The organism is Occallatibacter sp., from assembly GCF_049802275.1.
Taxonomy (GTDB): Bacteria; Acidobacteriota; Terriglobia; order Terriglobales; family Acidobacteriaceae; genus Telmatobacter.
Map to the genome: position 1 here is coordinate 1 of NZ_JBARMD010000538.1, position 12,774 is coordinate 12,774.

At 58.9% G+C, this 12,774-nt stretch carries 8 protein-coding genes and 1 pseudogene; all 9 read left to right on the forward strand.

Features of this window, described 5'->3' with window-relative positions; all coding sequences use genetic code 11:
• Positions 1-251 (forward strand): hypothetical protein (locus tag WA354_RS18515; RefSeq protein ID WP_472814501.1); only part of this gene is annotated, 251 nt, incomplete at its 5' end.
• A gap of 184 nt (positions 252-435) precedes the next feature.
• Complete coding sequence (locus WA354_RS18520; RefSeq protein WP_472814502.1) at positions 436-2,127, forward strand: protein kinase domain-containing protein; 1,692 nt, start codon at positions 436-438, stop codon at positions 2,125-2,127.
• 271 nt (positions 2,128-2,398) lie between these two features.
• A complete protein-coding gene (locus WA354_RS18525; protein WP_472814503.1) occupies positions 2,399-4,369 on the forward strand; it encodes a peptidylprolyl isomerase in 1,971 nt (656 codons plus the stop codon).
• A 489-nt stretch (positions 4,370-4,858) separates the two neighbouring features.
• Positions 4,859-6,427, forward strand: a pseudogene (gene malQ / locus WA354_RS18530) (4-alpha-glucanotransferase); the annotation flags it as partial.
• Between the two features lie 40 nt (positions 6,428-6,467).
• Positions 6,468-7,283: an ABC transporter ATP-binding protein gene (locus tag WA354_RS18535; RefSeq protein WP_472814504.1), complete on the forward strand. Its 816-nt coding sequence runs from the start codon at positions 6,468-6,470 to the stop codon at positions 7,281-7,283.
• Entirely contained in the window at positions 7,271-8,986 is a 1,716-nt protein-coding gene (locus WA354_RS18540) for a hypothetical protein (protein ID WP_472814505.1), read from the forward strand. Before WA354_RS18535 ends, WA354_RS18540 begins: the two co-directional genes overlap by 13 nt.
• 254 nt (positions 8,987-9,240) lie before the next feature.
• Positions 9,241-9,786 (forward strand): RNA polymerase sigma factor, encoded by a 546-nt coding sequence (locus WA354_RS18545; RefSeq protein ID WP_472814506.1) that lies wholly within the window; start codon positions 9,241-9,243, stop codon positions 9,784-9,786.
• Entirely contained in the window at positions 9,783-12,356 is a 2,574-nt protein-coding gene (locus WA354_RS18550; RefSeq protein WP_472814507.1) for a FecR domain-containing protein, read from the forward strand. Before WA354_RS18545 ends, WA354_RS18550 begins: the two co-directional genes overlap by 4 nt.
• A gap of 20 nt (positions 12,357-12,376) precedes the next feature.
• Positions 12,377-12,774: ATP-binding cassette domain-containing protein (locus tag WA354_RS18555; protein ID WP_472814508.1), on the forward strand; the 398-nt coding region annotated here is incomplete at its 3' end.

The window sequence follows — 12,774 nt, forward strand, 5'->3', positions numbered from 1 at the left end:
CGTCGGGTCCGGGGGTGTGGATTCCGGCGGAGGCGCTGGTAAGCTTCCACCTTGCGGCGCCGATCACGGTGCAGCCCGTTACACAGCAGGAAGCAATGCGGTTGGCACAGGGACTTTATCCCGGCGGCCCGAATCTGTATCGCCGCGCGCCGTATGGGTATCCATACGGGTATCGTCCGTATCCATATGCGTATTCCCCGGTGTATTACCGGCCGTATTACTACGCGGGTGGGTACTACTACTGGCGGTAAGACTTTGTGAGACGCAGAGTGGGACAACCGGAATTCTGTAAGACATTCGCGGTCTTTGTAAGACATGAAAAAGCTAATGTAAGACGGCGGGCACTCAACAGTGGGGGTGCCCGTTGGCTTTTCGGTGGACTGTGTCAGACAGCATTCGCAGTAATCAATGTGTCGTTGGATAGAATTGGTTTCCATGGAGAACGTTTCTTTTGGCAGGCGGTGGGAGGGACGCGTTGTCGAAGGACGGTTCCCGCTCCTGGAGTGGTTGGAAGGCTCAGAGAGTCGCGGGTTGTTCTTTACCGTCTTGCAGGGTTTGCAAGAAGCCGTCATTGAACTGATTTCGGCGGGTGGCGCCGAGGCGGACGCCTACATTGCGCAATGGGATTTCGCAATGGCTCTGTCTCATCCACATTTAGTAAAAATATTCGCAGCTGGCCGATGCGTCATCGATGGCAGAGACCTGGTCTACGTTGTCACAGAGCGTTCCTACTCGACTCTTGCAAAGACCCTTCAAAGCAGAGCCCTCAAAGCCGACTCGGCCAAAGAGACTTTCATTCCTGTGCTCAATGCAGTTTCCTATCTTCACGAGAATGGTGTAATTCACGGCCACATAAATCCATTGAACATTTGGTTCGCCAACTCGAAGCCGAAACTGTCAGTTGCGGATTTACTGAAAGCAGGATCAGCCAAGAGAACCATCGAAACACCGGGGAATTACGATGCGCCCGAGTTGATGGGTGGAGTGGCGACGAAGGCAGCAGACACCTGGTCGATTGGTATGACCCTGTGGGAAGCGATGACCCGGGCGAGAAATAAAGACCCTGAGGCCGCGGAATCGCTGCCGGTCCCTTTTCGCGAAATTGTGCAGGAATGTCTTCGAGTTGATCCACTGCGTCGATGCACGATTCAGAGCATCGTAGAACGACTCGAGGGAAGCAAATCTGTACCTGTTCCAGAAGACCCGATTCCTGTCAAAATAGATAGCCCGCCTCGTGCGCCAGATGAGCCCCTCCGCGCAGTGACCCCAATTCCGGCAACCAAAAATCCGATCCCTCCGGAACCGGAGGCACTTCTTTTTCCGGAAAAAGAATTCGAAAACACGGAGGATTCCGATCCGGTTCTTTTTTCCAAGTCCCTTACGCACTTCGAGGAAAAATCCCGGTTTCGGTTTCTTCCGTATGCAGTTCTCGTTCTCGCTGTAATTGCGCTGACTTCCTTTCTGCTGGTTCGAGGACACAAGACGGAGACCCCGCCTCTTGTGGCGAGCCAGAATAGGTCTGTTCCAGCCACAGCCGCGCCGGAGAAGGAGTCGGCGGCTCAGGGTCCGCCAGCCACGAATCAAGCACAGCCGGCCACCAGCCCGTCTGTATCCGCGCCGCAACCCGAGGTCGCTCCGGCAGGCACAAATCAAACACAGCCTGCGGCCAGCCCGTCTGTATCGCAGCCGCCACCGGGGGTTGTTCCGCAACCGGGGGTTGCTCCGCAGACCGGGGTTCCTCCGCAGGTTCAAAGCGCTCCCACTCCAGCGCAACCAGCGCCGACGCCGCCATCAACTGTGAACCATCCGGTGCCCAGAGGGAAAACAGAAGGGCTTGTCGCACAGCGGGTGATTCCCACGGTATCGCCGGGCGCCCGTTCCGGGATGCGAAGGCCTGTCGAGGTCCTGATACGCGTTTCGGTCAACCAGGATGGCGCGGTTTCAGATGCCGCATATATGTCGCATGGCCCTGGGAATTATTTCGCCAGGCTTGCACAGCGAGCGGCAGAATCCTGGAAGTTCAAGCCGCCAACGCGGAATGGCAATCCTGAGCGCAGCGTCTGGACCCTCCGGTTCAACTTCGAGAGAGAAAAGACCGAGGTCACGGCGACGGAGGATAGGGAATAGCTCGTTTCACCTGCCCTGAGACTCCATCGGCTTGATCATCCGTGATTTAGCCTGGGTGCTTTGGTTGGACTCGCGATTCATTCATGGCTGGGGCCGGCGGGCCAGAGGCGGCAAACCGGAGCCGGGGTCGTTTATAATGGGATTGCATCGCAACGTGCGAGAATTGCGCTTTTTTGAGAGAGATTTGCCCCCGGAATGCTGTCATTTCTGCAGCGGGGCGGCGAGGCTCCCCACAGTATGCGCGTAGAGAGTTGAAGGCTTAAACCCACCCATGATTCGTTTTCTTCAGCAGGACAATCGCGTCGTCAAGGCACTTTTTGTCGTGATCATCGCCGCCGCGTCGGTTTCGATGGTTGTTTACCTGATCCCCGGCCTGACCGGGCAGGGCGCCGTATCGGCGGGAACGTATGCAGTGGTTTATCCGCACTGGTACAGCAAGTTCTTTGCCAGTGGTGAAGCGATCAGCCAGCAAAAGGTATCGGCGCAGGCGCGGCAGCAGCTGCAGCAGCGGAATCCGCAGTACGCATCGAATCCGATGATCGTAAGCCTGTTTGAGCAGCAGGTGGGGCAGCAACTGGTGCAGCAGCAGATTCTATTGGCGGAAGCGGCCAAGCTGGGCATCTCGGCGAACAGCGATGATGTGGCCCAGTTTTTGCACGAGGGCCAGGCTGGCCAGGTCCTGTTTCCAAACGGCAAGTTCATCGGGCAGGACCAGTACGCCGCGCTGATCAACACCCGGTTCGATATGTCTGTCGCGGATTTCGAAGAGAGCGTGCGCCACGACATTACGATTCAGCGGCTGCGGGCGTATGTGACGGCAGGGCTGTCGGTGAGCGAAAAGGAAGCGCGCGAGCAATATGTCAAGAGCGGGACGAAGATCAAATTCGATTACGCTGTGATCTCGGGTGACGATATTCGCAAGTCGATCAATCCGACGGATGCGGAACTGGAAGCATTCTTCAAGAAGAACGCCGCTCGTTACGCCAATGCAGTGCCCGAAGAGCGGACCATCAGCTACTTTGCGTTTACGCCGGAGGATGTGCCTGGGGGCGTGCAGCAGCCTACGCAGCAGGAGATCGAGGCGTATTACAACGCGCACAAGAGCGAGTATTCAGTGCCGGAGCAAGCCAAATCGCGGCACATCCTGATCCAGGTGCCCCAGGGCGCCGATGCCAAGACCGATGCCGCGGCGAAGGCGAAGGCCGAGGACATTCTGAAGCAGATCCAGCACGGGGCGAACTTTGCCGATCTGGCGAAAAAGTATTCTGACGACCCGGGCAGCAAGGATTCGGGCGGCGAACTTGGTTTTGCGCAGCGCGGGCACATGGTGCCGGAGTTTGACCAGGCGATTTTCACGCAAAAGATCGGCGACACGAAGATCGTGAAGACGCAGTACGGGTATCACATTGTGCAGGTGGAAGAGCGGACGGCGGCGCACGCGCAGTCGCTGGCCGAGGTGCTGCCGACGATTCAGGCGACGCTGATGCGCCAGAAGTCGACTGCCGCACAGGATGCCTACGCACGTACATTGACTGCGGAAGCGATCAAGAACGGGCTGGACAAGACCGCGGCGGAACACCATCTGCAGGTGGTTACCACGCCGCCGGTAAATGCGTCGGGTGTGATTCCGGCGCTGCCCGACGGATCGCAGTTAATTTCACACGCGTTTGCGGCGAAGCCGACCGATCCGCCGCAGTCTGCGCCCACGGGCGAAGGCTATGCAGTGTTCCAGGTGAAGAGCGTTATTCCGGCTCATGCGCCGACGTTCGCGGATTGGAAGAGCCATGTTGAGGACGACTACCGCAATGAGCAGGTTCCGGCAATGTTGAGCCAGAAGACCGCGGAACTGGCTGCGAAGGCGAAGGCTGAAAACGACCTTGCCAAAGCCGCCAAGGAGATGGGCGCAAGCATGAAGACCAGCGACCTGGTGGACCAGACCGGGCAGGTACCGAGCCTTGGCGCGGTTGGACAGGTGGCTCCGCAGTTGTTCGAGATGGCTCCTGGTACGATCAGCGGACCAATTAACGCGGGCCGCACAGGAGTGGTGGCAAAGCTGGTGGATAAACAGCAGCCGAGCGACGCGGATATCGCGAAGAATCTCGACCAGGTGCGCGATCAGCTTCTCGAGGAAAAGCGGCAGGAAGCTTTCGGGATCTTCGCGAACAACATCATCGCGGAATACAAGAAGAACAATCGGGTTCGCATCAACGCCAAATCGCAAAGCCCGCTCTCTGGCGAGTAGTTCGAGCACTTCTCCTTTCAAGGACAAGGCCCGTTTCCGATGGAAGCGGGCTTTGCTGTTCTCAGGGGATTCGACACGCCTAAGAGGCAGCTAATGTATTCCGCAATTTGGCGTCGATTGCTGTGCTAGTGAACAGCTTGCAGGAAGAGGCCAATTGAGCGCGCCTTTGAAAAGCCCCGGGGCTAAAGCCCCACTGATTTCATGGCCATTATTCGTGGGGCTGAACCGGCTGCGGAAAAACGGTGAAGAACTGACAAATTGCCCGGAGAACCTGCCTCAGCGGCTAAAGCCGGCAATGACATTGTGCCGCTTACGGCACGGCTGAAGCCGTGCCCTTTCAAAGCAACGAGTTTTTCTGCGGCCTGTGAAGCCCCACGCTTCTTCCGTCCACTGATAGGCGAGTTTTTCCGAACGCTGTGAAGTCGCTCTCGTAGAGAATCCGTGCGCACATGATTATTCGCGGCCTGTAAAACCGCGCCCTCTCAGACGGTCGGAGATAATAACGCTATGGAGTTTCAACGTTCGTCCGGTGTTTTACTGCATGTCAGTTCATTGCCTTCTTATGGAGGGATTGGGGACCTGGGTCCGGCCGCGCATCATTTTATCGAGTTTCTGGCGGCGGCCAAGCAGCATGTGTGGCAGGTGCTACCGCTTTGCCCGACAGGATACGGGAATTCACCCTACGCGGGCTCGTCGGCATTTGCGGGGAATCCTTACCTGATCAGTCTGGAGTACCTGGTCGACTGGGGTTGGATTTCGGAAGACCGGATCAAGGGGCTGGCGGGGCGCGGCGGTAACGTGGATTTCGGGCAGGTGGAGACAAGGAAGCTTCCGTTGCTCTATGAGGCGGCAGGCAATTTTCTCGATCGCGGCCCGCATGATCCGGAGCTTGCCGCGCAGTGGAAGCGCTTTGAGGAGTTTTGCCAGGCGGAGTCGAACTGGCTGACCGATTACGCGATGTACGCGGAGTTGCGGCGGCGCTTTAACACAGGAGCATGGACCCAGTGGCCCGAGGGGATTCGACGGCGGGAACCCAAGGCGCTGGCGAAGGTGGCCGCGGACGCAGGACGCATGCTGGCGGTGGAACAGGTGCTGCAGTTTGCGTTTGCGGTTCAGTGGACGAATTTACGAGCAGCCGCAGCGCGGCATGGAATTCGCATTCTCGGTGATGTGGCGATTTTCGTGAACATGGATTCGGCCGATGTTTGGACGCATCCTGACATTTTTGAGCTGGATAAGGATCTGAGGCCTATCCATATTGCCGGTGTGCCGCCGGATTATTTTTCGCCGACGGGGCAGAGGTGGGGCAATCCGCTATACCGGTGGGAGGTGCTGGCAGAGCGCGGATTCGACTGGTGGATCGATCGGATTCGGCGCTCGCGCGAGTTGTATGACTTGATTCGGCTGGATCATTTTCGCGGGTTTGAATCGTACTGGTCCATCCCGGCAGATGAAGAGACGGCGATCAACGGGGAATGGGTGAAGGCCCCGGGGCTGGAGCTGTTCCGCGCGCTTGAAGCCGCCCTTGGTCCGCTGCCGCTGGTGGCGGAAGATCTGGGCCTGATTACGCCGGAAGTGGATGCGCTACGGCTGGAACTGGAGATGCCGGGGATGCGCGTGCTGCAGTTTGGATTTGGAGACAAGGGCGCGCATATGCATTTGCCGCACCAGTACGTACCGGGGATGGTGGCCTATACCGGTACGCACGATAACGACACCACGGTGGGATGGTGGAAAACTTTAGGCAAGACGGAGCGCGCGGCTGTAGAGGCGCTGATTGGTCCGCTGAACAATCGGCCGACATGGCCGTTGATTCGCGCAGCTGCGGGAAGCGTGGCGGAGATCGCGATTGTGCCTGTGCAGGATCTGCTGGAATTTGGATCGGAGGCGCGGATGAACACTCCGGCTGTTCCCGAGGGGAACTGGAGTTGGCGCGTGCCGGAAGGAAGCTGGAACCCCCAGCTGGCGGCGCAGATTGCCGCAATTGTGGATGTGACCGATCGCGACAATGATCCCTTAACCCCCCGGGAATTCGATGCGGAGGTTACAAAAAGCTGAGGCGCCATGCCTTGGGTGCTCTAGGTTCAGAGCGCCGGGCTTGTTATCCTTGCCCCACATGGAAACAGCGGCGATTCAGACTCACGGGCTCACGCGGCGCTTCGGCGCCCTGACAGCGGTTGAGAATGTGACATTTACGGTAGCTACCGGCCAGTTTTTTGGCTTTCTCGGACCGAACGGCGCGGGCAAGTCCACCACAATCAAGATGCTGACGGGGCTTCTGGAGCCGTCAGCGGGAACGATCGAGATTCTAGGGAAGCCCTTCAGCGCGGGTGCGCTAGACCTGAAGCGACAGATCGGTGTTGTTCCCGAGGGGATGGCGCTGCTGGGACGGCTGACCGCGCCCGAGTATCTGCGTTTTGTTGGCCGCATGTACGGCCTGGAGAGAGAGACGGTGAACCGCCGGACAGAAGAACTCCTCGAGTTCATGCAACTGGCGGACGAGCGGCGCAAACTGGTGACCGATTTCTCTCATGGCATGCAGAAGAAACTGGCGCTGGCCGCGGCGGTGATTCACGGGCCGCGTGTGCTGTTTCTTGACGAGCCGTTTGAGGGTGTGGATGCGATTGCAGCAGGGATGCTGAAGACCATGCTCCAGGGGATGATTAATCGCGGTGCGACGATCTTCCTTACAACCCACGTGCTGGAGATTGTGGAGCGGCTGTGCAGTCACGTGGCCATCATTCACCAGGGGCGGCTGGTGGCGAATGGATCTCTTGAGGAACTGCGCGCCGGCGTGGCCAGCACGCTGCCGGGTGCGGAGAGCGAACAAAGGCTGACGCTGGAGGAGATGTTTCTCTCGATCGTGGGAGCGAGCGGGCAGGAGCCGGCGCAGGAGCTGTCATGGCTGGCGTAGCACGAGTTGAAGACGCGGCGGTGGGCTCAGGCGGTCCAATTGGCCGAATGGCTCGTCGGCAGTTCTCTGCGCTCGTCGCGATGCGCTGGCGGATGCTGGCCAATAACGTGCGCTCCGTGCAAGGTGCGTTCGAGTTTGGCGCGCGTGGGGTCGCCTTTCTCGTCTACTCGATCATGGGGCTTTCGCTCGGCTTCGGCCTGGGCGCCGGAGCGTACTCTCTTCTGTCGAGCGGGCATGCGGAGTTCCTTTCGGCATTATTCTGGACGGCGTTTCTGGTTTGGCAGGCGCTGCCCATTGCTCTGGCGTCGTTTCAGGAGCAGTTCGACCTCGCCGGGCTGTTGCGCTTTCCGGTGAACTTCGGCTCGTTTTACGTGCTGAACCTTGTGTTCGGGCTGGTGGATGTGCCGACGATCCTGGGGAGCATCTGCTGCGTGGGAATCCTGAGCGGGGTGACGCTGGCGCGGCCTGGTTTGTTCGGCTGGACGGCGTTTGCGCTGGCGATTTTCGCGCTGTTCAACGTTCTGCTGGCACGGACCGTGCTGGCATGGGTGGACCGCTGGCTGGCCAAGCGCAGGACCCGCGAGGTAGTGAGCGCAATCTTCCTGCTGTTGATGCTGAGCCTGCAATTGTTCAATCCGGCGCTGCGGAGCGGTACTCACTTTCAACGGCCAGACAAAGTTGCGGCAAAAAACAACCAGCAGAGAATCTTGAAGGAGTTCGGGGGTTGGGCTAAGACCGCTCATGTGCTGGAAGAGTGGCTGCCGCCGGGACTCGCTGCCGGGATCATCGTGGATTCGGAAGAGAAAAAGCCCGAGCAGTTTCTGTTGTCGCTGGGCGTGCTGGGTTTCTACATTCTGGGGACCGGAGCATTGCTTGGGATTCGGCTACACGCGGAGTATCGAGGCGAGAGGTTGAGCGAGGCTCCGTCGGTGCAAAAACGGACCGCGAGCGACAGCAAGTGGCTGATCGATGGTTCGGGTCCGATTGCCGCGGTTATGGAGAAGGAGTTTCGCACCATACCGCGATCGATGCCGCTGCTGTTTGCGATCGGGGCGCCGCTGCTGACCGTGCTCGTCATCAGTTCAGTTTTTCGAAACACAGCGGTGGGCGGACGTCCGTTTCAGTTTGCGTTTCCGCTGTGCGTTTGCTATGCGCTGCTGGGGTTTACGCAAATTATCTTCAACAACCTGGGAGCGGAAGGAACCGGGATTCAGATGTTATTCCTTTCGCCCACGCCGATTCGGACGGTGCTGCTGGCGAAGAATCTGATGCATGGTGCGCTTTTTGCAATGGTGGCGCTTCTTGCCGGGATTCTGGCAACGCTTCGGCTGGGCGAACCGGATTTTACGCTGCTTGCGACAACCGCTGCCTGGGTCTTGTTCGCACTGCCGACGAACCTGGCGGCAGGCAATCTGCTTTCACTGAGCATGCCGTATCGCGTGAATCTTGGCCGCATCTCGCGGCAGCGCGGATCGCAAGCCAGTGCGCTGGTGAGCATGCTGATCCAGGCCTTCGTGATAGGGTGCGGCGCGGTGGTGCTGGCCCTCTGTTCCTTCTTCGATAAGCGGTGGCTGGCAGCACCGTGTCTTTTGGTCATGGCGGGATTAGCGCTGTTGGCGTGGCTGCGCGTGCTGCGGAGCACCGATTCCCTTGCCAATCGCAATCGGGACAACCTGATTGGAACGCTGGCGAAGACGGAGTAGGGAAGGACAGCACGGAAGGCAGCTTTTAGCCTTTAGCTTCTAGCTCGTAGCTCCTAGCCTCTCGCTCTTCGCTTTCAGCGGTGCTCTGGGCCTTCAACGTCGCCCCTCCGGGCACGCTGACCGCTCAGAATTCATAGAGACTGAACTGTGCCGGCTCTGAACCGAAAGGGGTGTTTTCGCGTAATTGCATTCAGCCGGGTTAATATTCGGCTGGTTCCAACGTCATCTCTATGAACAGTCAGAAAGGCAAACCCGTGGCAATCGCCAGTCCAACCATGCACCCGGTGGAAACACGAGAGCGTCTTTCCGACCTGTTTGCCTTGCATCATCGTCGCGTTCTGATGGCCGCCTACCGCATTACGGGCAGCATGGCGGACGCGGAGGATGTGGCGCAGAGCGTGTTTCTGCGGCTGGCTGGGGGCAACGAATTCGTGGTCAGCAATGCGGGGAGTTACCTGTATCGCGCGGCCATTAACGGTGCGCTCGACCTGCTGCGGAGGAGAAATGCCGCGGCAAGCGAACCTCTGGATTTGGCGTCAGGCGTGGCCTCGCAAGGTCGCGGATCGCGGCCTGAAGCAGAGGTTGCGGGCACCGAACTGGTGGAGTGGTTGCGCTCGGCGCTTGGCGAACTGAGCCCGCGAGCCGCGGAGATGTTCACACTGCGTTATGTGGAAGAGCTGGACAATCGCGAGGTTGCGACGCTGATGCACACATCGCAGGCCGTAGTGGCTGTGACGCTGCACCAGGCGCGAGCCAAGCTGAAGAAGCGGCTCGCAGAGATGGAACGGGGGAACCGATGAAAAACCAGGAAGAAATGCTGGATAAGGCGATCAAGACGATGCGCGAGACCGAGCCCGGAAACGGCGAAGTTTCAGCTGCTGCGGAGAAGGTGGCGGGCAGGCTGGGGATCATATTTGCGGAAGACGCAGCTCTGGAAAGCTGCGAGAATGTGCGGCCCTTGCTGATCGCGTATCATGCGGGCACCCTGCCGGAGAATCGGGCGTTGCTGGTGAAGGCGCATCTACGCGAGTGCGGTGTTTGCCTGCGCCGATTCCACTCGGGATCTGGAGCCGTGGACTGGTCGGCCCCCAAGGTGATGCCTGCGCGGAAACCTGTGCGGCCGTGGGCGATGGGCTGGGCAATGGCGGCGTCGCTGGCGTTGGCGGCAACGGGCTTGTTTGTCTACAGGGCGTACTGGCAAGTTCCACCCGGAGTGCGGGCCGAGGTGCAATCGATTGACGGATCGGCTTCGCTGATCACGGCTTCGGGCGATCGCCTGCTTGCAGCGGGAGCAGAACTTAAGGAAGGCGATGAACTGCGGACGTCGGGCGGATCGCATGCAGTTCTGCGGCTGGCTGACGGTTCGACGGTGGAGATGAATGAGCGCAGCGAAGTGAGTGTGGGCGCGCGCGGACGCAACATGACGGTGGATCTCGATCACGGGGCGGTGATCGTGAAGGCGGCGCACCGGACTTCAGGTCATTTGTATGTGAAGACTGACGATTGCAGCGTTGCAGTGACGGGCACCGTCTTCTCAGTGAATTCAGGAATTAAGGGATCGCGCGTGGCGGTGTTGCAAGGTTCAGTCGAGGTAGCGCATGCGGGTGTGCGGTCGATGATCAATGCGGGGAACGAGTACACCACCACGCAGAACCTGGCGCCGGAGCCTGTGAGCGAGCAGGTTGCGTGGAGTCCGAATCGCGATCAGTACATTGAATTGCTGGCGCAGTTTTCGACACTGCAACATCGTATCGAGCAGATTCCTTTGCCGCAGCGTTACGGCAGCGATCTGCTTGATCGTATGCCTGGGAACACCGAGCTGTATGTCAGCATTCCGAATCTTGGTGATTTTGTCAGCCAGGCGAAGGCCATTTTTGAGGATCAGCTTAAGCAGAGCCCGGTGCTGCAGCAGTGGTGGAGCAATGGCAAGCAGAACAAGACTGCTGAACTTGACTCGCTGGTGAACAAGGTGCACGATCTGAGCCAGTATCTCGGCGACGAGATGGTGGTTGTGGCGTTGAAGCAACAGAATGGCAGTGGATTCGCGGTGGTTGCCGATGTGCAGCGCAGCGGGCTGGCGGATCTCTTGAAGCAGCAATTTGCCACCGAAGCGCATGGTGCGTTAACGGTGCTTGATGAGAGCACACTGCATGGCGCAATCGGCGACCAACAAGGGAAGGGTGCATATGCGCTGGTGGGAACGAAGGTGGTTATCTTCTCCAATAGCGTCGATACGCTGAAGACAATTGATGCCCAGATGAATGCCGGCTCGAGCGGATTTGCCGCATCGGATTTTGGACAAAGGATCAAGGCTGCTTACGACCGCGGGGCGGGAGTGATTCTGGCTGCCAATCTTCAGCAGATGCTGGCCGGGTCGGCGAATCATGGCGGAAAGCATAGCGATGCGTTCCTGCAGGCGTCGGGTATGGCCGATGTGCGTTACCTGATTGCGGAGCATCGCGAATCGAATGGTACTCCGGAGAATCATTTGAACGTGCAGTTCTCTGGCACTCGTCAGCGCGTGGCTTCGTGGCTGGGTGCTCCTGCACCGGTCGGTTCTCTGGATTTTGTTTCGACGAATGCTGCGCTGGCGGTGGCCGGCGTCTCCAAAGATCCGACGGCAATTGTGGACGACCTGATGGCCATGATGTCGGCGGACAAAAACGGCATGGAGAACTGGAACAAGACACAGTCGGAACTTGGCGTGGATATCCGCAATGACCTGGCTGGGAATCTTGGCGGAGAATTTCTCTTTGCGCTGGATGGGCCAGTGCTGCCGACGCCTTCGTGGAAAGCCGTGATCGAAGTGCGTGATTCCGCGCGATTCGAAGCGACGCTGGAACGGCTGGTGCAGGCAGTGAACAATCATCTGCAGGGCAAAGATGCGCATGGCGTTACGATTGATGCGAGCCAGGCAGGCGGGCAGACTTTCCATACAGTGCATAATTCGTCGACGGGTATCGTGGTCGCGGAGTACACGTACGCAAATGGGTACATCATCATTGCTCCGACGCGGGCACTGCTGATGGATGCACTGCGCGTTCACTCTACCGGCGATTCGCTGGGCCATTCGGCCAGCTTCAAAGCGCTGCTTCCGGTGGACCAGAATGAAAACTACTCGGCTGTGGCGTACCAGAATCTTGGACCGGTGCTGACACCGCTTCTGTCGCAAATGAGCGGGCAGTCAGCGGACGCACTCAAGAAGCTGGCTTCGGATTCGCGTCCCACGGCGATCTGCGCGTGGGGCAAGGATGCTGGGATCGAAGCAGCCAGCAACAGCAACCTGTTCGGGTTTGATTTCCTCACACTCGGAAGACTGCTGCATTCTCAGAAGACGGAAGGAGCAGCCACTCCGGAACAAATGGAGTGATCTGCGCGTAAGAGAACAGCATGGGAGTAATTTCACTTGATCGGCTAACGGTGCGGCTCGGCGGCCGCACCGTTCTCGACGGACTGACCGGAGAGATGCACGGCCACGCCATCGGCCTGCTTGGCCCTAATGGCGCGGGCAAGTCGACGCTGATCAACACTCTGCTCGGCTTTCACGAGCCTGCAAGCGGCAATGCACGAGTGCTTGGCCTGGATGCGCGGGTGGATCGGATGCGGATCCGCCAGAGCGTCGGCTACATGCCTGAGAACGACTCGTTTATCGGAAATATGAATGGCGTGCGGTTCGTCCGCTACATGGCTGAGCTTGCAGGATTGCCGCCGGCCGAAGCGCTGGAGCGCGCGCACGAAGCCCTGTTCTACGTCGGACTGGGCGAGGTGCGATATCGCAAGATCAGCAC

What these genes read in the sequence shown, in the direction of transcription:
- WA354_RS18520 (WP_472814502.1), top strand. Translation starts at nt 436, where the DNA reads ATGGAGAACGTTTCTTTTGGCAGGCGGTGGGAGGGACGCGTTGTCGAA.
- WA354_RS18525 (WP_472814503.1), top strand. Translation starts at nt 2,399, where the DNA reads ATGATTCGTTTTCTTCAGCAGGACAATCGCGTCGTCAAGGCACTTTTT.
- WA354_RS18540 (WP_472814505.1), top strand. Translation starts at nt 7,271, where the DNA reads ATGGCTGGCGTAGCACGAGTTGAAGACGCGGCGGTGGGCTCAGGCGGT.
- WA354_RS18550 (WP_472814507.1), top strand. Translation starts at nt 9,783, where the DNA reads ATGAAAAACCAGGAAGAAATGCTGGATAAGGCGATCAAGACGATGCGC.